This window comes from Cupriavidus necator (assembly GCF_013141915.1).
GTDB lineage: Bacteria > Pseudomonadota > Gammaproteobacteria > Burkholderiales > Burkholderiaceae > Cupriavidus > Cupriavidus necator_B.
In genome coordinates this window covers 22,079-42,173 of record NZ_SROX01000002.1, presented here as the reverse complement: position 1 = coordinate 42,173, position 20,095 = coordinate 22,079, and the positions used below count along the sequence as shown (strand labels likewise).

Sequence of the window (20,095 nt, the reverse complement as noted above, 5' to 3'; positions counted from 1 at the left end):
ATCCCGGTCAATAGTGCTGTTCCAGGCATCCAAGGATGCGTCGGAGGCGGGGCGCATGCTTGCGGCCCGCTGCGCCGGCCCACCGCAGGATTCCAATACCAAGGCCCGATATGAAAAACCTGTTTTTCAACCTGTATTCGCATGGCTTTGCGCGCGTCGCGGTGGGCGTGCCGGTCTGCCGGGTGGCCGACCCGGCCTTCAACGCCAACGAGACCATTGCCCTGGCGACGCAGGCGGCGCAGCGCGGCGCCGTGCTGGTCGCGTTCCCGGAGCTGGGGCTGTCGGCCTATACCTGCGATGACCTGTTCCACCAGCGCGCGTTGCTCGACGCCTGCCAGGCGGCGCTGGCGACCATCGTCGAGGCCTCGCGCAAGCTGCCGGCGGCGTTGATCGTCGGCATGCCGCTGCGGGTCGAGCACCAGCTGTTCAACTGCGCCGTGGTGGTGGCGCGTGGCCGTATCCAGGGCGTGGTGCCCAAGACCTACCTGCCCAACTACTGGGAGTTCTACGAGGCGCGCCAGTTCAGCGCCGCCGACAACGCCGTGGTCGCGTCGATCCAGCTGCTGGGCCAGGAGGTGCCGTTCGGCGCCGGCCTGCTGTTCGACCTCGAGGACATCCCCGACTTCCGCTTCCATGCCGAAATCTGCGAGGACGTCTGGGTGCCGATCCCGCCGTCGTCGTTCGCGGCGCTGGCCGGGGCCACGGTACTGGTCAACCTGTCGGCATCGAATATCGTGGTCGGCAAGTCGGGCTATCGGCACCAGCTGGTGTCGCAGCAATCGGCGCGCTGCCTGGCAGCCTACCTGTACACCTCGGCCGGCAAGGGGGAGTCTTCTACGGACCTGGCTTGGGACGGCCAGGCGCTGATCTGCGAGAACGGCGAGTTGCTGGCGGAGTCAGAGCGCTTTGCCGATACCTCGCACCTGCTGTTCGCCGATATCGACGTCGAGCGGCTGTCGCGCGAGCGCATGCACCAGGTGACCTTCGGCCACTCGGTACGGCGGCACAAGGCCGAGGTGGACCAGTTCCGCGTGGTGCGCTTCCCGCTCGACCTGACGCTGGAAAAATCGCTGCCGCTGGAGCGCAACGTGGCACGCTTCCCGTACGTGCCGGCCGATCCGCGCCAGCGCGACGAACGCTGCATGGAGGTCTACAACATCCAGGTGCAGGCGCTGGTGCAGCGGCTGTCGGCCAGCAACATCAGCAAGGTGGTGATCGGCGTCTCGGGCGGGCTGGATTCCACCCACGCGCTGCTGGTCTGCGCCAAGGCGATGGACCGGCTCGGCCTGCCGCGCGCCAATATCCTGGCGTACACCATGCCCGGCTTTGCCACCAGCGGCCGCACGCTGCAGCAGGCGCGCCAGTTGATGCAGGTGGTGGGCTGCACCGCGACCGAGATCGATATCCGGCCGTCGTGCCTGGCGATGCTGAAAGACCTGGGCCATCCGTATGCCGCCGGCGAGAAGGTCTACGACGTGACCTTCGAGAACGTGCAGGCGGGCGAGCGCACCAACCACCTGTTCCGGCTGGCCAACTTCCACCATGCCATCGTGATCGGCACCGGCGACCTGAGCGAACTGGCGCTGGGCTGGTGCACCTACGGCGTGGGCGACCACATGTCGCACTACAACGTCAACGCCAGCGTGCCAAAGACGCTGATCTCGCACCTGGTGCGCTGGGTGGCCGAGACCGGGCAAGTGGGCGAGGGGGGCTCGGACGTGCTGCTGGCGGTGCTCGATACCGATATCAGCCCGGAACTGATCCCCGGCGACAGCAACCATGGCCCCGAGCAGAAGACCGAGAGCACTATCGGCCCGTACGAGCTGCAGGACTTCAACCTCTACTACACGCTGCGCTTCGGCTTTACCCCGTCCAAGATCGCCTTCCTGGCGCAGCATGCATGGGGCGACCGCGAGCGCGGCATCTGGCCCAACGGCCCGCATGTGGTCCGCAACCAGTACGGCCTGGCCGACATCAAGCGCAACCTGGCGATCTTCCTGGACCGTTTCTTCCGCACCAGCCAGTTCAAGCGATCCTGCGTGCCGAATGCGCCCAAGGTGGGCTCGGGTGGCTCGCTGTCGCCGCGCGGCGACTGGCGCGCCCCGAGCGACTCGGAGTCGGTGGTGTGGCTGGCGGACCTGGACAAGGTGCCGGCCTAGTGCTGCAGGGTTTTCTGCGCGGTGAAATGGCCCGCCCGGTGCGGGCTGTTTTCATCCGGGCGGGCCTTCAGGCGGCCGGCCCGGAGACCAGCTTGAGTCCTACCACCCCGCACAGGATCAGCGCGATGCAAGCCGCGCGCGCCAGCGATGCCGGCTCGCCCAGCCACAGCATGCCGAGCGCCGCGGTGCCAGCCGCGCCGATGCCGGTCCATACCGCATAGGCCGTTCCCACGGGCAGCGCGCGCAGCGACAGGGTCAGCAGGACAATGCTGGACAGCCCGGTCGCCACCGCATAGACACTGGGCCAGAACCGGCTGAAGCCAGCCGACCATTTCATGCCGAAGGCGAAGGCGATCTCGAGCACGCCGGCCACGAACAGCAGGGTCCAGGACATCGGTCAGCCGGCCAGCAGGCGATGCGTGAACAAGCCATGCAGGGTGCGTACGGACAGCACCGCGATCGCCACCGTCAGGACCAGAAGCATCAGCCCGGCCAGCCAGTACAACACGCCGGCCTGCACATGGTCCGCATACTTCAGGGCCGCGTTCGCCAGCGCCGCCATCGGAAAGCTGATGGCCCACCACGACGGGGCGAACGGCACTGGACGGCGGAACACACGCCACGACAGCAGCATGAACAGGAACAGGCCGAAGTAGAACAGCATGCCGGCAAACAGGTCGACCTGGCCGGTCACGTTGACGTAGGCCAGAAAGCCAACTTCGAACGGCGCCATCAGGATGATCAGCGACGGCACCATGCCGGAGGGAAGCGGATCCTGGTGGACCAGCCGCGAAAAGATCATGGTGAAGAACACCAGCGCGATCACGGTACCGACGGCGGCCGCGAACAGGTTGACCTCATGCGCCCAGGCCATCGGCATGGTGCCGCCGGCCACGGCGATATCCAGCGTCGCCACGCCCGGGATCAGCCAGGCGGGCACCACATTGGCCGGTTCGGTGCGGCCGCGGAACAGCCGGCCGGCGATGAGGAAAGACAGCGCCACGGTGATCACCGTGCCCACCGTCCAGATTGCCTGCCCGAGCCCTGCATGGTGCACGCCAACCACGGACGACAGCAGCAGGATGGCAATGGCGACCGTGCCGAAGAAGTTGCCCGCGACCGGATGACTGAACTCGGCACGCACGGCTTCGGGGTAGCGCTTCCATTTGGCCAGGTAGCCGGCGGCCAGGGCCACGAAGGCAAGCACCGCAACCACCCCAATGGCGTCGCCGATGGCCGGATTGGCACCAAAGGCAGTGACAGCGCCGCGCCAGGCCATCGACAGCCCGGACAGGCCCATGACGGCGGCGAACAGGTTGACCGGGAGATGCTTGACCGAACTGCGGGGCATCGGCAGCGTGGTGGCGGGGTGGGTGGCAGGCGTCATGGCGTATGGCGTGTCGGTAAGCCCGGTAGGGACGGGCGGGATAGAGGGGCCGCCAATCCCGTCGGCAGGGGAGCGGCTGGTGAAGGGAATTATGGTTTGCCGCGGGTTTTGGCCGATAGTAGATATAGGCGTCAAATCCGGACAACGGCACGGCGCTTGCTGCCAGTAGCGGCGCGGTAGTTCCTGCCTAGACTGCGGCCGTTGTATCGAAACTTGCGCAACACGGCCGCCGCGCCGCGCCACTCCACCCGAAAGGACCCTGGGCGGGCTCCGTCATGGGTGGCCCTCGACCCGATGTCTTTGGAGCGATGCACCGTTGGCTGAATTTGCCTACACTTGCAATATCCCGCCATCCCGAGGTCCCGGGGCGGTCTTTGCCAATACCCTCCATGAAAATTGCCGTCGTCGCCTTTCCAGGCTTCCAGATGCTGGATCTGGCCGGCCCCCTCGATGTCTTTCACGAAGGCGCGCGCCAGGCCGGTCAGCCCGGGGCCTACCAGTTCGAGATCATCGCGCCGGGGCCGGGCATGCTGAGGGCCTCCAACGGCATGCGCATCGAGCCGGACGCGACGCTCGAGACCGCCAGTGACGACATCGACACGCTGCTCGTCGCCGGAGGCCCGGCGCTCTGGCAGCAGGCGCAGGATGCAACTATCGGCGCATGGCTGGCCCGGCAGGCCCGCACGGTGCGACGCATCGGCTCGGTTTGCTCCGGCGCGATGATGCTTGCGCATGCGGGCGTGCTCGACGGGCGCAGCGCCACCACGCACTGGAACACCACCGATCAGCTGGCCCGCATGTTTCCCGGGGTCCAGGTCGAGCCGGACCGCATTTATGTCAAGGATGGCAACGTGTACACCTCCGCCGGCGTGACCGCCGGCCTGGACCTTGCGCTGGCGCTGGTCGAGGAGGATTTCGGCCGCGTGGTGGCCCTGCGCGTGGCGCGCGAACTGGTGATGTTCCTCAAGCGGCCCGGCGGCCAGTCGCAGTTCAGCGCCCACCTGGCGGCGCAGACGGCGGAGCGCAATGCCATCCGGGAGGTGCAGGACTGGCTGGTCGAGCATCTTGCGGACGATCTCTCGGTCGATGCGCTGGCCGCACGTGCGGGCATGAGCACGCGCAACTTCGCCCGGGTCTTCCGCCAGGAATGCCGGGTGACGCCGGCCGAATTTGTCGAGGCGGCGCGCATCGACGCCGCGCGCCGGCTCCTGGAAGGCTCGCGTCACCCGCTCAAGCGGGTGGCGGCGCTGGCCGGCTTTGGCGACGCCAATAACCTGCGGCGCGCCTTCCTGCGCCGGATCGGCGTGGCGCCCTCGGATTACCGCCGCCGCTTCCTCAACGCGGCGTGATCATGGGCAAGCACCTGCTATGCACAGGCTTTGCACAGCATTTCCGCAGGGATTTCCACAAGGTTGTCCACAGGCGCGAACGACATTGCCGCGCGCCGGGATGCGCGCTGTCCAACGCCCAGGCCGCGCCAGGCGAGGGATTGCGGGGGATGCACGGCGCCAATGACTGTTAAAATGCCACCCGGAGAGCGCCGCGTCCGCGGCGATGCGCCTTCAGGCGCGTGAACAAACGATAAACAGGGGCCAGTCATGAAGCAGATTACCGCCATCATCAAACCGTTCAAGCTCGACGAGGTGCGTGAAGCCCTGGCTGACGTTGGCGTGACCGGGCTGACGGTGACCGAAGTAAAGGGATTTGGCCGCCAGAAAGGGCATACCGAGCTGTACCGTGGCGCCGAGTACGTGGTCGACTTCCTGCCCAAGATCAAGATCGAAGTGGTGGTGGCCGAGAACCAGCTGGACACCGTGCTGGATGCCATCGTCAAGGCCGCCCACACCGGCAAGATCGGCGACGGCAAGATCTTCGTCACCGAGATCGAGCGCGTGATCCGCATCCGCACTGGCGAGCAGGACGAAGCCGCGGTCTGAGCCACCGGCCAGCTCAGCGATACGCCGCCTTGCAGGGCGGCGTTTTCATTGGAGCCGACGCTTCAGGCGCGGCTTAGCTGGGCAGCTTCCAGCCGTAGCGCACCGACGCCAGGCGCATCGCGATGATCGCCAGCGCGCCGGTCAGCAACGCCGCCTCCTGCCGGACCTCGACCCAGGTCAGGCCGATATAGATCCAGCAGCCGATGAACGAGCAGGTGGCATAGGGCGAACGGTCGCGCAGGATCATCGGCACTTCATTGCACAGCACGTCGCGCACCACGCCGCCGAACACGGCCGAGATGATGCCCATCATCACCGCCACGGTGGGTGTCATCTGCGCCACCAGCGCCAGCGAGGCGCCGGTCACCGAGAACAGCCCCAGCCCGATGGCATCGGCCACGATCATGGTCCGGTCCGAAGCCACCCGGCTGACGACGCGCAGCACGAACGATGCGCCGAACGACATCGCGAAGATCAGCAGCACATAGCCTTCGTGGTCGACCCAATAAAAAGGGCGTCGGTCCAGCAGCACGTCGCGCAAGGTGCCGCCGCCAAAGGCGGTGGCAAAGGCCACCACGAAGGTGCCGACCACGTCCAGGCGCTGCTTGCGCGCGTCGACCACGCCCGAGACCGCGAAGGCCAGCACGCCGATCACCTCCATGATGTGGAGGATCAGGGGCAGCCGCCCCATCAGCAACTCGAGCGGAACGTGCATCCGGGCGCGGCGTCAGGTGCGCGGCGGGCGCAGCAGCACCATCAGCGCGCCGGCGCCGCCTTCGGCTTCGCGCGCCTGCACGAAGGCCAGCACTTCCTCTTTCTGCACCAGCCAGCTGCGCACCTTGCCCTTGAGTACCGGCAGCTTGTCGGGCGAGCCCAGGCCCTTGCCGTGAATTACGCGCACGCAGCGCACGCCGTTGCGCACCGAGCGGCGCAGGAACTCGGCCAGCGCCTCGCGCGCCTCGTCGCTGCGCAGGCCGTGCAGGTCGACCTTGTCCTGCGGCACCCATTCGCCGCGGCGCAGCTTGCGCACCACGTCCATGCCGATGCCGGGCCGGCGGAACGACAGCGTCTCGTCGGTTTCCAGCAGGCTTTCCACATCGAACTCGTCGGACAGCGACGCCTGCAGCACGGCCTGGTCGTTGCGCTGCGACTGCACCGGCACCGGCGCGGGCTTGCTGGGGGGATGGTGGGCGCGGTTGCGGTCGCGCAGCTGGCTGACCTGCCCGACGCTGGTGCGGAAGACATCGGCTTCGGCGCGCGCGCGCTGGGCCGCCTGCTCGGCGGCAATGCGCTCGGCTTCGCGGCGCTCGGTATCGGCCTTGAGGGTGTCGCGCAGCCTGGCAAGGTCGTTCAGGCCGAGGCGTTGCGGCGGTCGGTCGGGTTTGCGGGCGCCGTGCGTCATTGAAAAAATCTCCGGAGGCTCGGCGCCGATTATATCGACTGGCGGGCCCGCGGGCGGGGCGGCGCCGGGGGGACGCGCCGGCGGGCGGGCGACGGCCCGGCCGGCGGAAGGGATAGTGCTTACTTCAAGGCTTCGACAAAGCGCTGCGCGTCCAGTGCCGCCATGCAGCCGGTGCCGGCGCTGGTGATGGCCTGGCGGTAGACGTGGTCCTGCACGTCGCCGGCGGCGAACACGCCCGGCACGCTGGTGGCGGTGGCGTCGCCCTGCAGGCCGGACTTGGTCACCAGGTAGCCGTTCTCCATGGCCAGCTGGCCGGTGAACAGGTCGGTGTTGGGCTTGTGGCCGATGGCGATGAAGACACCGGCCAGCTTCAGGTCTTCGGTCTGGCCGGTCTTGGCGCCGCGCACGCGGATGCCGGTCACGCCGGAATCGTCGCCCAGCACTTCGTCCAGCACGCTGTCGTAGCGGATCACCACGCGGCCTTCCTTTTCACGCTGCAGCAGGCGATCGACCAGGATCGGCTCGGCGCGGAAGCTGTCGCGGCGGTGGATCACGGTGACCTTGCTGGCGATATGCGACAGGTACAGCGCCTCTTCCACCGCGGTATTGCCGCCGCCGACCACGGCGACTTCCTGGTTCTTGTAGAAGAAGCCGTCGCAGGTGGCGCAGGCCGACACGCCGCGGCCCATGAAGGACTCTTCGGACGGCAGGCCCAGGTACTGCGCGGAAGCGCCGGTGGCGATGATCAGCGCGTCGCAGGTATATTCGCCGGCGTCGCCGATCAGCGTGAACGGACGGGCCGGCTGGCCTTTTTCATCCACCAGCTTCGCGGTATGGATGTGATCGAAGATGATTTCGGTCTTGAATTCCTCGGCGTGCGCCAGCAGGCGCTGCATCAGCTCGGGGCCCTGCACGCCCTTGGCATCGCCCGGCCAGTTCTCGACGTCGGTGGTGGTCATCAGCTGGCCGCCCTGGGCCAGGCCGGTGATCAGCACCGGTTCCAGGTTGGCGCGGGCCGCGTAGACCGCGGCGGTGTAGCCGGCGGGACCGGAACCGAGAATCAGCACTTTTGCGTGTTTTGCCATGATGCGTTCCTGTGGCCGGTGCGGCACGGTGCCCACCGGCATTGCTCGAAAGCGACATTATAAGAGGAGCCGCATTTGCTCACTGTTGCAAATTCCAATGGGCGCGATAGTCTCGGGCCACGTTAAAATGGCCGCCACGATGCCTGTCGGTCACCTGGCGAGCGACCACTGACCGAAGGCGGCATCGGTCCAACACCCACCCGGAATCACCTAACACGCGAGTCTCACCAGGCATGGCCCGAGCTACCACGACCACCCGCACCGATCCCTCAGCCTTGCCATCCCGCATCGGCAAACTGCTGGGCGAAGTCCGCTGGTTCCTGCTGCTGGCCGTCACGCTGGGTTTCCTGTGCGTGCTGGCCAGCTACAGCAAGACCGACCCCGGCTGGTCGCACGCCAACCAGGTTGCCGATATCCACAACCTGGGTGGCCGCGTCGGCGCCTGGGTGGCAGACGTTCTGTTTTTTATCTTCGGCTTTTCCGCCTACTGGCTGGCGGTGCTGCTGGTGCGCCGCTGCTGGCGCGGCTGGCGCACGCTGACCGCCGAGCTGCCCGAGCGCACCGACCACGGCCTGCACCGCCAGGGCGTAACCGTCAGCTGGATCGGCTTTGCGCTGACCCTGTTCTCCAGCATGGGCCTGGAGGCAATCCGCATGTACCCGCTGCGTGCCGCGCTTCCGCGCGCCCCGGGCGGGGTGCTGGGCGACCTGCTCGGCGGCTGGCTGCAGGTGGCGCTGGGCTTTACCGGCGCGACGCTGCTGCTGTTGCTGCTGCTGGCGATCGGGCTGTCGCTGTTCTTCCATTTCTCGTGGCTGACCGTGGCCGAGCAGATAGGCGGCTTTGTCGAGACCCTGTTTCTCGGCTTCAAGGCCCGCCGCGAGAGCAAGCAGGACCGCATCATCGGCGAGGCCGCCAAGACCGAGCGCAAGGAAACCGTCGAGGTCCAGCGCGTGCGCATCGAAGAGGCGGCGCCGGTGCAGATCGTGCGCCCGCAGGCGGTGCCCAAGCATGAGCGCGTCGAGCGCGAGAAGCAGCAGCCGCTGTTCGCCGATATCCAGGACTCGGACCTGCCGCCGCTGTCGCTGCTGGACCCGATCCCGCCGCACCAGGAAACCGTCAGCGCCGAGACGCTGGAATTCACCTCGCGCCTGATCGAGAAAAAGCTCAAGGACTTCGGCGTCGAGGTCAAGGTAGTGGCGGCCTATCCGGGCCCGGTCATCACCCGGTACGAGATCGAGCCCGCCACCGGGGTCAAGGGCAGCCAGGTGGTGAACCTGGCGCGCGACCTGGCGCGTTCGCTGTCGCTGGTGTCGATCCGCGTGGTCGAGACCATCCCGGGCAAGAACTACATGGGGCTGGAGCTGCCCAATCCGAAGCGCCAGACCGTGCGCCTGTCGGAAATCCTGGGTTCGCAGGTCTATAACGAGAGCGCGTCGAGCCTGACCATGGCGCTGGGCAAGGACATTGCCGGCAAGCCGATGGTGGCCGACCTCGCGCGCATGCCGCACTGCATGGTGGCCGGCACCACCGGCTCGGGCAAGTCGGTGGGCATCAACGCGATGATCCTGTCGCTGCTGTACAAGGCCAAGGCCGAAAGCGTGCGCCTGATCCTGATCGACCCGAAGATGCTGGAAATGAGCGTCTACGAGGGCATCCCGCACCTGCTGTGCCCGGTGGTGACCGACATGCGCCAGGCCGGCAATGCGCTGAATTGGGCGGTCGGCGAAATGGAGCGCCGCTACAAGCTGATGAGCAAGCTGGGCGTGCGCAACCTGGCCGGCTACAACAAGAAGATCGACGAGGCCGCGGCCCGCGAAGAGAAGATCCCGAACCCGTTCAGCCTGACCCCGGACGCGCCGGAACCGCTGGACAAGCTGCCCACCATCGTCATCGTCATCGACGAGTTGGCCGACCTGATGATGGTGGTCGGCAAGAAGGTGGAAGAGCTGATCGCCCGCATCGCGCAGAAGGCGCGCGCCGCCGGCCTGCACCTGGTGCTGGCGACGCAGCGCCCGTCGGTGGACGTGATCACCGGGCTGATCAAGGCCAACGTGCCGACCAGGATTGCGTTCCAGGTCAGCAGCAAGATCGACTCGCGCACCATCCTCGACCAGCAGGGCGCCGAAGCGCTGCTGGGCATGGGCGACATGCTATACCTGGCACCGGGCACCGGCCTGCCGGTGCGCGTGCATGGCGCCTTTGTCTCCGACGAGGAAGTCCACCGCGTGGTGGAAAAGCTCAAGGAATCCGGCGAGGCCAACTACATCGAGGGCATCCTGGAAGGCGGCCTGAGCGATGACGCCGGCGGTGGCGACGGGTTTGGTGGCGGGGCCGGCATCGGCGGTGGCGGCGGCGAAGCCGATCCGCTGTACGACCAGGCAGTCGAGGTGGTGCTGAAGAACCGGCGCGCGTCGATCTCGCTGGTGCAGCGCCACCTGCGCATCGGCTATAACCGCGCCGCGCGGCTGCTCGAGGACATGGAGAAGGCCGGGCTGGTTTCGGCGATGTCGGGCAACGGCAACCGCGACATCCTGGTGCAGGGCGGCGGCGCCGCGCGCGAAGATGACTGAGCGCCGCTCGCGCAGCCTTCGTAATATCCCGTTACCCGGCGACGCGCGGCGCGCGGAATCCCCGCGCAGCCGGCTGCTCTAAAAGGACAGGTTGCCAGTGCCCGACTGAGCACGGCAACATCCCTACAACTACCAGGACCCGAACCATGCGAAACCGCATCCTCGTGTCGGCTTGCGCCGCGCTGGCGATGTTTGCCCTGCAGGCGCCGGCCCATGCCGCCGCCACCGACCAGCTGCAGAGCTTTGTCACCGGCGTGAAAAGCGCCCGCGGCGAATTCACTCAGCGCCAGGTCAAGGGGCAGGGCGACAACGTCAAGGTCACCGGCACTTCCAGCGGCACCTTCGTGTTCGCGCGCCCCGGCAAGTTCACCTGGCGCTATACCAAGCCTTACGAGCAGCTGCTGCAGGCCGACGGCCAGACCCTGTACATCTATGACAAGGACCTGAACCAGGTCACCGAGCGCAAGCTCGACGGCGCGCTCGGTTCCAGCCCGGCGGCGATCTTGTTCGGCAGCAACGACCTCGACAAGAACTTCGTGGTCAAGAACGGACCGACGCGCGATGGCGTGGAATGGCTCGAACTGACGCCCAAGGCCAAGGACACGCAGTTCGAGCGCATCGGCATCGGCTTCAAGGCCGGCAATCTCGAGGCCATGGAACTGCGCGACGCGTTCGGCAACACCACGCTGCTGACCTTCACCGGCATGCAGAAGAACCCGCCGCTGGCAGCCGATGCATTCCGGTTCACGGTGCCCAAGGGTGCCGATGTGATGAAGCAATGAGGGCCGCCATGATGGATGCGCAGCAGGTGTCAGCAGGATCGGGCCCGACGTATCGCCGCCTTGGCGCGGCGGTGCTGGCAGGCGCCGGGGTGCTCGCGTTGGCGGCATGCGCCAGCAGTGGCGGCGGCGCCAGCAAGTTCGACGTCGATTCCTTCCTGCGCGCGTCGGACTCGGCGTTGCCCGAGGTGCTCGGCAATCCGGCCTTCCTCAAGGCCACCCTCGTGCCCGCCGGCGAATGCGCAGTGATGCTGCAATCGGCCAGCACCGGCGTGCTGGAAGATTTGCCGCCGAGCAGCAATGCGCGCGGCCCGGCGTGGTTGCTGCACCCGAAAGACAAGCCGGGCCACGTATGGCTGGTGGTCAGCGAAGCCGGTGGCGAACGCACCTGCCACGGCCCCTTGCCGGCCGATGCGATGAAGAAGCTGGCCGACCGCGCCAAAGGCTGAGGCTGGCGCGCGCCGGCTCAGTGCGGCTTGATCGCGATCTTCAGCACGCCATCGCGCTGGTTGGCGAACAGGTCGTACGCCGCGACGATATCCTCCAGCTTGTAGTGGTGGGTCACCAGCAATCCAAGGTCGACGCGACCCGATTCAATCACATTGGCCAGCCGGCGCATGCGTTCCTTGCCGCCGGGGCAAAGGGCCGTGTTGATCTTGTGGTCGCCGAGGCCGGCGGCAAAGGCAGCCAGCGGGATGGTCAGGTCGCTGGAGTACACCCCCAGGCTGGACAGCGTGCCGCCGGGCTTGAGCACGCGCAAGGCCTGCTCGAAGGTCGCCTGGGTGCCGAGCGCCTCGATCGAGGCATCGACGCCGCGGCCGCCGGTCAGTTTCATGATTTCGTCCACCACGTCGCAGTTGCGGAAATTGAGCGCGACGTCTGCGCCCATCTTGCGCGCGATCTCGAGCCGGTGGTCGTTGCCGTCGATGGCGATGATGGTGGTCGCGCCGCATAGCCGCGCGCCGGCCGTCGCACACAGGCCGATCGGGCCCTGGGCGAAGACCGCGACAGTGTCGCCGATGCGGAGGTTGGCATTTTCCGCGCCCTTGAAGCCGGTGGACATGATGTCGGGGCACATCAGCACCTGCTCGTCGGTAAGGCCGTCGGGGATCGGCGCCAGGTTGGCCTGCGCATCGGGCACCAGCACATATTCGGCCTGCGTGCCGTCGATCAGGTTGCCGAAGCGCCAGCCCGCGGTGGCCTTGTAGCCATGGCAGCCGCACAGCCCCTGCGGCACCAGGTAGCTGCCGTCCTGCGAGGCCACGCCATCCTGGGCGGCGTAGGAATTGAAGTTGGGGCAGATCGCACCGGCAATGACACGCTGGCCTTCGCGGTAGCCGGCCACCGCGCTGCCCAGCTTCTCGATCACGCCGACCGGCTCGTGGCCTACCGTCAGGCCCCTGGCGACCGGATATTCGCCCTTGAGGATATGCACGTCGGTGCCACAGATCGTGGTGGTGGTGATGCGCACCAGCGCATCGTTGGGGCCGACATCGGGGATGGGCTTGTCGGCCAGTTCGATCCGGCCGGGCTCGACAAAGACTGCGGCTTTCATCATTGCGGGCATGCGTTTCTCCCATTGGGTACGGGTTGGGCAAACGGGCCTGGCGCCGGCCGGGCCTGCGTGAACCTTGATAGCACGCCTGGGTTATAGCGCGGTTTATCCAGGTCAAGCGCAAGCCAGACAGTAAAAGTGCCGGGCCGGCGCCCATCCACCAAAAGTTTCAGATCTGGCCGAAAAGAAACTGAACCGCGCCGGACGCCATGTGTCCCAGAATCCACAGCCTCACCAACCCTGACAGGAGCACACATGAGCGCGATGCTTGCCATGATCCGCAGCCGGACCCATCAACTGCTGTGGCTGGCCGCCGGCGGCGCTTTGCTGACCGGATGCGCGGCCGCTCCGACAGAGCCGGCAGCCCCCGCACCGGCGTCTGGCCCGCAAGGCTCGCGCGGCACGCCGGCGGGCTGCGCTGCCGACAAGCTTGCCGACGACGCCTTGGTCGGGAAGCCCGAGGCCGAAGCCATCGGCTTGCTGCAAGGCTGTGCATGGCGCCTGGGCGAGCGCGACGGCCAGCAGTTTCCCGGCACCATGGACTACAACCCGCAGCGGCGCACGCTCGGGATCCAGGCCGGCAAGGTGGTGTGGGTGCGCCGCGGCTGAGCCCGCCGGCATGCCGGTGTTGAGCTGTCATCTTGACCCTGCGCAAGCGCCGCCCAACATGACAGAAATGTAATTTGACCGCCTGAACAAGAATCAATATTGTTTTCCGCTAACCGGAATCCAATCACCGGGCGGCCTTGGCGGTGCCCGGCGGCTGCCCAAACCATGCTGGGGAGCCACCGCGTGAAAACCACCCTCCGAACCTTGCTGCCGCGCGCCGCGGCGCTGGCCCTGCTGACGCTGCCGCTTGCGGCCGCGGCCCAGGAAAAGGTACTCAACCTCTACACCGCGCGGCATTACCAGACTGACGAGGCGTTGTACGCCAACTTCACCAGGCAAACCGGCATCAAGATCAACCGCATCGAAGGCCAGGAAGACCCGTTGCTGGAACGCATTCGCAATGAAGGCGCCAACAGCCCGGCGGACGTGTTCATCACGGTGGATATCGGGCGGCTGTGGCGCGCCCAGCAGGCCGGCGTGTTCGCGCCGGTGAAGTCGAAGGTGCTGGAGTCGCGCATCCCCGCCAACTACCGCGATCCCAATGGCGAGTGGTTCGGCTTCTCGGCCCGCGGCCGCGTGATCGCCTACAACAAGACCGCGGTCAAGGCCGGCGATATCGCCAGCTATGAAGACCTCGCCGATCCCAAGTGGAAGGGCAAGGTCTGCACGCGTTCCAGCGGCCATGTCTACAACCTGTCGCTGGTGTCCAGCCTGATCGCCCACGACGGCGAGGCCCGCACCGAGCAATGGGCGCGCGGCGTGGCCGCCAACCTGGCGCGCGTGCCCAAGGGCGGCGACACCGACCAGCTCAAGGCGGTTGCCGCCGGCGAGTGCGACGTGGCCATTGCCAACACCTACTACATCGCGCGGCTGCTCAAGTCGACCAAGCCCGAAGACAAGGCCGTGGCCGACAAGCTGGGCGTGCTGTGGCCCAACCAGTCGAGCCAGGGCGTGCACATGAACGTCTCGGGCGGCGGCATGCTCAAGCACGCGCCCAACAAGGAAGCGGCGGTCAAGTTCCTGGAGTACCTGGCCAGCGACGAGGCGCAGCGCTACTTTGCCGACGGCAACAACGAATGGCCGGTGGTGAAGGGCGTGAAGGTCAGCAACCCCGTGCTCGAAGCGCTGGGCGAGTTCAAGTCCGACACCATCAACGTGGCCGAGCTGGGCAAGTACCAGCCGCAGGCGCAGAAGCTGGTGGATCGGCCGGGGTTCAAGTAAAGACAAGCTGCGTGTGTTTTCTCCCCTGACCGCGCTTGCGGGAGAGGGGCGGGGGAGAGGGCCGGCGGTGGCAATAGCGGCAGCCTTGGCAAAACCAGATCCCGACTTGACACGGTTGCTCTCCCGCACGCGGAAGAGGGAGCAAACAAGCGGTTGCTGAGTTATCAGCAGCCAGACGTCGCTGTCATAGCAAAAACCGCTTGTTCCCCGTCACCTGCGTCGTCTCGACCTTGCGGAACGTCAGCTTGACGCTGCTGTGGAGCCGCCGCCCCGCCTGGCGCCGTACCAGCGCCCGCTGCAGCAGACCCTTGTGGCCGACCGTGCCTTCGGCATAGGGCTGGTCCGCGGTTGCGCCCAGCGCCATTGCCGCGAGCGCCTGGTTGCGCTCTGCCGCACTCTTTTCCAGCAGCTTGTCCAAAGCCATGCGCGCGCGCACCTGCGCGGCCAGCGCCGGATCGCCGGGGTTGGCGCGGGCGCGCTCGGCGTCCCACGGCAGCTGCACCTTGCCGGCCAGGCGGCGCAGCGCGGCGCGCAGTTCGGCGCCGTCCATGCCGGTTTCCTGCACGATCCAGACGGCGTCGTGGCGTACCGCCGCTTCGGCATCGGCCATGCGGCGCACCAGCGCCGGCTGCAACGCGGGCGCAGCGAGTTGCCGCGCGCGGCGGACCGCATTGAGGGCGATGCGGCGCACCTGCGGGTTGGCATGGTCGAACAGGTCGTCGATCACGCGTGCGGCGCTGTCGGCCGAGCCGATCATCTCGGCCAGCTGTCCGGCCAGCGAGACTTCTTCCACGCCGCTCAGCTTGTTGCGGCTGAGCCGGTTCAACTTGAACAGCAGGATGTGATATCGCAGCATAGGCTCTTGCGCGGCGGTCATGCCGCGGGTCGCGCCCGGGCGGGGGCCGGGCCATAAGAGGCTATCGGCCCGCAGGCGGCGCGACTTTAGCGCGGTGCGCGCACGGCCTCAGCGCTGCGCCTGGCGGCGGATCGTGCGCGACAGCACGATCACCGGCAGCAGCCCGACCGCCACGATCACCAGCGAGGCGGTGGCGGCCTCGGTCAGGCGCTCGTCCGCGGCCAGGTTGTAGGCCTGCACCGCCAGCGTGTCGAAATTGAACGGCCGCATCACGAAGGTCGCCGGCAGCTCCTTCATTACATCGACAAAGACGATCAGAGCCGCGGTCAGCAGGCTGCCGCGCAGCATCGGCAGATGCACGCGGCGCAGCGTGGCGCCGGGGCCGTGGCCGAGGCTGCGCGCGGCGGCGTCCATGCTGGGCGTGATCTTGCCCAGCCCGGCATTGACGGTCTGCAGCGCCACTCCAAGGAAACGCACCAGCAGCGCATAGACCAGCGCGGCGATGCCGCCGGTCAGCAGCAGCCCCACCGAGACCCCGAACTGCTGCTGCAGCCAGGCCGACAGCGCATTGTCCAGCCGCGCTACCGGCACCAGCACGCCCACCGCGATGACCGAGCCCGGCAGCGCATAACCCATGCCGCACAGCCGCGTCAGGCCGCGCATCAGCCAGCTGCGTTTGCCGTTGACCGCGCGCGCGGCATAGCCCACCGTCAGCGCGACCGCCACCGCGGCCAGCGCGGTGGCGCTGGCCAGCAGGAAGCTGTTGCGCACCAGGCCGGCAAAGCGCGGGCCGAACTGAGCGTCGCCATCGGTAAAGGCCATCCGGCACAGCATCAGCGCGGGCACCAGGAAGCCCAGCAGCACCGGCACCAGGCATGCCGCCAGCGCCAGCCAGCCGCGCGCCCCGTCGAGGGTCCAGGCCGCGGCGCGGCGCTGGTTGCCGAACACCTGCGCGCGGCCGCGGCTGGCGCGCTCGATCAGCAGGATGGCGGCGACGAACAGCAGCATGCAGGCCGACAGCTGCGCCGCGGCGTTCTTGTCGCCCAGCGAGAACCAGGCGCGGTAGATGCCGGTGGAGAAGGTCGGGATGGCGAAATAGGCCACGGTGCCGAAGTCCGCCAGTGTTTCCATCAGCGCCAGCGTGGTGCCGGCGACAATGCCGGGGCGCGCCAGCGGCAGCACCACGCGCCAGAGCCGGCTCCAGGTGCTGTGGCCGAGCAGCCGCGCGGCCTCCAGCGTGTTCTGGGTCTGCTGCAGGAAGGCGGCGCGCGCGGTCAGGTAGACGTACGGGTACAGCACCAGCGAGAACAGCGCGATCGCGCCGCCCAGCGAGCGGATCTCGGGGAACCAGTATTCCCGCGCACGCCAGCCGGTCAGTTCGCGCAGCCAGCCCTGCACCGGCCCGGCGAACTGCAGCGCGTCGGTGTAGGCGTAGGCGATGACATAGGCCGGCATCGCCATCGGCAACACCAGCGCCCATTCCATCACGGCATGTCCGGGGAAGCGGTAGGTCGATACCAGCCAGGCGGTGCTCACGCCGAGCAGCAGCACGCCCGCGGCGACGCCGCACAGCAGCCAGACGGTGTTTAGCACGTACTCGGCCAGCACCGTGTCGAGCAGATGGCGCCAGGTATCGCCCGCGGGCAGCAGCACGGCCGAGGCGATCACCAGCACCGGCACGGCGATCAGCAGCGCCATGGCCACGGTGGCGACGGTCAATGGATGGAAGCGGCGGCGGCTTGACAGAAGCATGCGCGGGAACGGTGAGCAGAGAGCCGCCCGCCGTCCCGTTGCCTGGCGGCGCGGTGTGCGGGCTGACGCATTCTAGCAATGCCGTCGCCGCCGGCGCGCCGCCACAGGGTGGACGCGGGCCGCGGGTGCCCGCCATCTCCCTATAATGCGCACATGCGAACCGATTCCTATTCACGATTGCCTGGCGTCGAGACCGGCAGCCGTCCGGCTCCACGAGCCACTGCCCCGGGCGCCGCGGTCCCCGTGGTCCCGGCCGCCCCGGCCGTGATCGAGGTGGAGCGTATCCGCCACGCCTTCGGCCGCCATGCCGTGGTGAAGGGCCTGTCGTTCGCGGTGGGGCGCGGCCATATCGCCTGCCTGCTGGGGCCCAGCGGCTGTGGCAAGACCACGGTGCTGCGGGCCATTGCCGGCTTCGAGCCGCTGCAAGACGGGCGCATTGTGCTGGACGGGCAGACCGTGTCGTCATCGGGCACGCTGCTGGCGCCCGAGCAGCGCCGCATCGGCATGGTGTTCCAGGATTACGCCCTGTTTCCGCACCTGGACGTGGCGGCCAACGTCGGCTTCGGCCTGACGCGCGCCAGCCGGGCCGAGCGCGCGGCGCGGGTGGATGAGGTGCTGCGGCTGGTGGGCCTGGACGGCGCTGGCCGCCAGTACCCGCACGAACTGTCCGGCGGGCAGCAGCAGCGCGTCGCGCTCGCCCGCGCGCTGGCGCCGCGCCCGGAACTGCTGCTGCTCGACGAGCCGTTCTCCAACCTCGACGTGGACCTGCGCGAACGGCTCAGCCTGGAGGTGCGTGCGATCCTGAAGGCGCAGCGCACCACCGCCATCCTGGTCACGCACGACCAGCACGAGGCCTTTGCCATGGCCGACGAGATCGGCGTGATGCACGACGGCGTGATCGAGCAATGGGGCAGCGCGCACGACCTGTACCACCGGCCGGCGTCGCGCTTTGTCGCCGGTTTTATCGGCCAGGGCGTGCTGATGGCGGGGCGGCTGCGCGCTGCCGGCGAGATCGAACTGGAGCTGGGCCTGCTGCGCCCAGCCGTGCCGCTGGACCTGCCGGCCGGCGCCGCGGTCGAAGTGCTGGTGCGTCCCGATGACATCATCCACGACGACGCCAGCCCGATGCGCGCCGAGGTGGTGCACAAGGCCTTCCGCGGCGCCGAGATCCTGTACACGCTGCGCCTGGCCAGCGGCGGCCGCGTGCTGGCGCTGGTGCCCTCGCACCACAACCACGCCGTGGGCGAGCGCATCGGCATCCGCGTCGAGATCGAGGACGTGGTGGCGTTTGCCGCCTAGGGGCCAACGCAAGCGAGGCGCACCAATGGTCTACACTGTGGCGCTCTGCATCTTGCGTATAGACAGGTTCTGACTACCGTGGCGGACTCGCTTTTTTCCGATACTCCCGACCGTTCCCGGCAACCGCTGGCCGAGCGCCTGCGCCCGCGCACCATCGACGAGGTGATCGGGCAGCAGCATTTGCTGGGCCCGGGCAAGCCGCTGCGCGTGGCGTTCGAGTCGGGCGAGCCGCATTCGATGATCCTGTGGGGCCCGCCCGGCGTGGGCAAGACCACGCTGGCGCGGCTGATGGCCGATGCGTTCGACGCCGAGTTCATCGCGCTGTCGGCGGTGCTGTCGGGCGTCAAGGACATCCGCGAGGCGGTCGAGCGCGCCGAGCAGTTCCGCGCCCATGGCCGCCGCACGCTGGTATTCGTCGACGAGGTGCACCGCTTCAACAAAAGCCAGCAGGACGCGTTCCTGCCGCACGTGGAAAGCGGCCTGTTCACGTTTATCGGCGCCACCACCGAGAACCCTTCGTTCGAGGTCAACGGCGCCTTGCTGTCGCGCGCGGCGGTCTACGTGCTCAAGAGCCTGGACGATGCCGAGCTGACGCAGCTGGCGCTGCGCGCCAGCGAAGAACTCGGCGGCAAGCAGGGAAAACTGAGTTGGCAGGACGAGGCGCTGCAGCTGATCGTGGCCTCGGCCGATGGCGACGGCCGCAAGCTGCTGAACAACATCGAGATCGTCGCGCGCGCCGCGCGCACAGCCGGCGCGGCACAGATCGATACCGCGCTGCTGGGCAGTGCGCTGTCGGAAAACCTGCGCCGCTTCGACAAGGGCGGCGATGCCTTCTACGACCAGATCAGCGCCCTGCACAAGTCGGTGCGCGGCTCGGACCCGGACGCCGCGCTGTACTGGTTCTGCCGCATGATCGACGGCGGCGCCGACCCGCGCTACCTGGCGCGCCGCATCGTGCGCATGGCGTGGGAGGATATCGGCCTGGCCGACCCGCGCGCGGCGCGCATCACGCTGGACGCGGCCGAGACCTATGAGCGCCTTGGCTCGCCCGAGGGCGAGCTGGCGCTGGGCCAGGCCCTGATCTACCTGGCGGTGGCGCCCAAGTCCAATGCCGGCTACAACGCCTACAACGCCGCCCGTGCCTTCGTCGCCAAGGACAAGTCGCGCGCGGTGCCGGTGCACCTGCGCAACGCCCCGACCCGGCTGATGAAGGAGCTGGGCTACGGCCACGCCTACCGCTACGCGCACGACGAGCCCGAGGCCTATGCCGCCGGCGAACATTACTTCCCGGATGATCTCAAGGCGCAGGGCTGGTACCAGCCGGTGCCGCGCGGGCTGGAAGGCAAGATTGCCGAGAAACTGCGCCACCTGCGCGAGCTCGACCAGGCCTGGCACCGCGAACAGCGTGCCGCCAAGCCCAAGGACGGCGGCAAGGGTGGCAAGTCGGGCGAACCGGATTGATCGCCTGCTAACGTGCGTGCAGT

18 protein-coding genes are annotated in these 20,095 nt (G+C 67.9%); 10 read left to right on the top strand and 8 right to left on the bottom strand.

Features of this window, described 5'->3' with window-relative positions; translation table 11 throughout:
- Positions 1-110: 110 nt before the first annotated feature.
- Entirely contained in the window at positions 111-2,159 is a 2,049-nt protein-coding gene (locus E5S69_RS05160) for an NAD(+) synthase (protein WP_171513963.1), read from the top strand.
- 67 nt (positions 2,160-2,226) lie between these two features.
- Here E5S69_RS05160 and E5S69_RS05155 read toward each other — a convergent pair whose 3' ends face one another.
- Positions 2,227-2,553 carry a DMT family transporter gene (locus E5S69_RS05155; protein ID WP_171513962.1) on the bottom strand — a complete coding sequence of 109 codons (327 nt, stop codon included), beginning with the start codon at positions 2,551-2,553 and terminating at the stop codon, positions 2,227-2,229.
- A 3-nt stretch (positions 2,554-2,556) separates the two neighbouring features.
- The gene (locus tag E5S69_RS05150; RefSeq protein ID WP_171513961.1) at positions 2,557-3,546 is read right to left on the bottom strand and encodes an SLAC1 anion channel family protein; all 990 of its coding nucleotides are present in this window, start codon (positions 3,544-3,546) and stop codon (positions 2,557-2,559) included.
- A gap of 389 nt (positions 3,547-3,935) precedes the next feature.
- Between E5S69_RS05150 and E5S69_RS05145 the strand changes: the two genes are divergently transcribed.
- On the top strand, positions 3,936-4,895 hold the full coding sequence (locus E5S69_RS05145; RefSeq protein WP_171514437.1) for a GlxA family transcriptional regulator: 960 nt from the start codon (positions 3,936-3,938) through the stop codon (positions 4,893-4,895).
- 249 nt (positions 4,896-5,144) lie between these two features.
- Positions 5,145-5,483, top strand: a complete 339-nt coding sequence (glnK, locus tag E5S69_RS05140; protein ID WP_006162803.1) for a P-II family nitrogen regulator — start codon at positions 5,145-5,147, stop codon at positions 5,481-5,483.
- Between the two features lie 73 nt (positions 5,484-5,556).
- On the opposite strand, the gene E5S69_RS05135 is transcribed toward glnK, so the two are convergent.
- The 3 genes from E5S69_RS05135 to trxB all read right to left on the bottom strand — a co-directional run bounded on the left by E5S69_RS05135 (position 5,557) and on the right by trxB (position 7,970).
- The gene (locus E5S69_RS05135) at positions 5,557-6,198 is read right to left on the bottom strand and encodes a trimeric intracellular cation channel family protein (RefSeq protein WP_171513960.1); all 642 of its coding nucleotides are present in this window, start codon (positions 6,196-6,198) and stop codon (positions 5,557-5,559) included.
- 12 nt (positions 6,199-6,210) lie between these two features.
- A complete protein-coding gene (locus E5S69_RS05130; protein WP_171513959.1) occupies positions 6,211-6,885 on the bottom strand; it encodes a Smr/MutS family protein in 675 nt (224 codons plus the stop codon).
- 119 nt (positions 6,886-7,004) lie between these two features.
- The gene (gene trxB, locus E5S69_RS05125; protein ID WP_171513958.1) at positions 7,005-7,970 is read right to left on the bottom strand and encodes a thioredoxin-disulfide reductase; all 966 of its coding nucleotides are present in this window, start codon (positions 7,968-7,970) and stop codon (positions 7,005-7,007) included.
- 233 nt (positions 7,971-8,203) lie between these two features.
- Between trxB and E5S69_RS05120 the strand changes: the two genes are divergently transcribed.
- The 3 genes from E5S69_RS05120 (at position 8,204) to E5S69_RS05110 (ending at position 11,768) form a co-directional block, all read left to right on the top strand.
- Positions 8,204-10,540, top strand: coding sequence for a DNA translocase FtsK (locus tag E5S69_RS05120; protein WP_171513957.1), 2,337 nt, complete (start codon positions 8,204-8,206; stop codon positions 10,538-10,540).
- Between the two features lie 146 nt (positions 10,541-10,686).
- Positions 10,687-11,322: an outer membrane lipoprotein chaperone LolA gene (gene lolA, locus E5S69_RS05115; RefSeq protein WP_171513956.1), complete on the top strand. Its 636-nt coding sequence runs from the start codon at positions 10,687-10,689 to the stop codon at positions 11,320-11,322.
- 8 nt (positions 11,323-11,330) lie between these two features.
- Complete coding sequence (locus tag E5S69_RS05110; protein ID WP_171513955.1) at positions 11,331-11,768, top strand: hypothetical protein; 438 nt, start codon at positions 11,331-11,333, stop codon at positions 11,766-11,768.
- A gap of 17 nt (positions 11,769-11,785) precedes the next feature.
- Here the strand turns inward: E5S69_RS05110 and E5S69_RS05105 are convergent, their stop codons facing one another.
- A complete protein-coding gene (locus tag E5S69_RS05105; RefSeq protein ID WP_171513954.1) occupies positions 11,786-12,886 on the bottom strand; it encodes an NAD(P)-dependent alcohol dehydrogenase in 1,101 nt (366 codons plus the stop codon).
- A 243-nt stretch (positions 12,887-13,129) separates the two neighbouring features.
- On the opposite strand from E5S69_RS05105, the gene E5S69_RS05100 reads away from it, so the two are divergent.
- Both E5S69_RS05100 and E5S69_RS05095 read left to right on the top strand, forming a co-directional pair.
- A complete protein-coding gene (locus E5S69_RS05100; RefSeq protein ID WP_171513953.1) occupies positions 13,130-13,483 on the top strand; it encodes a hypothetical protein in 354 nt (117 codons plus the stop codon).
- A gap of 183 nt (positions 13,484-13,666) precedes the next feature.
- The gene (locus E5S69_RS05095; protein WP_171513952.1) at positions 13,667-14,704 is read left to right on the top strand and encodes an extracellular solute-binding protein; all 1,038 of its coding nucleotides are present in this window, start codon (positions 13,667-13,669) and stop codon (positions 14,702-14,704) included.
- Positions 14,705-14,888: 184 nt separating this feature from the next.
- Here E5S69_RS05095 and E5S69_RS05090 read toward each other — a convergent pair whose 3' ends face one another.
- Entirely contained in the window at positions 14,889-15,560 is a 672-nt protein-coding gene (locus E5S69_RS05090; RefSeq protein ID WP_171513951.1) for a hypothetical protein, read from the bottom strand.
- Between the two features lie 108 nt (positions 15,561-15,668).
- Positions 15,669-17,312, bottom strand: a complete 1,644-nt coding sequence (locus E5S69_RS05085; protein WP_171513950.1) for an ABC transporter permease — start codon at positions 17,310-17,312, stop codon at positions 15,669-15,671.
- A gap of 153 nt (positions 17,313-17,465) precedes the next feature.
- On the opposite strand from E5S69_RS05085, the gene E5S69_RS05080 reads away from it, so the two are divergent.
- Together E5S69_RS05080 and E5S69_RS05075 are read left to right on the top strand one after the other, a co-directional pair.
- Positions 17,466-18,611, top strand: coding sequence for an ABC transporter ATP-binding protein (locus E5S69_RS05080; protein WP_171513949.1), 1,146 nt, complete (start codon positions 17,466-17,468; stop codon positions 18,609-18,611).
- Between the two features lie 78 nt (positions 18,612-18,689).
- Positions 18,690-20,072 (top strand): AAA family ATPase, encoded by a 1,383-nt coding sequence (locus tag E5S69_RS05075; protein WP_171513948.1) that lies wholly within the window; start codon positions 18,690-18,692, stop codon positions 20,070-20,072.
- Positions 20,073-20,095: the final 23 nt, after the last annotated feature.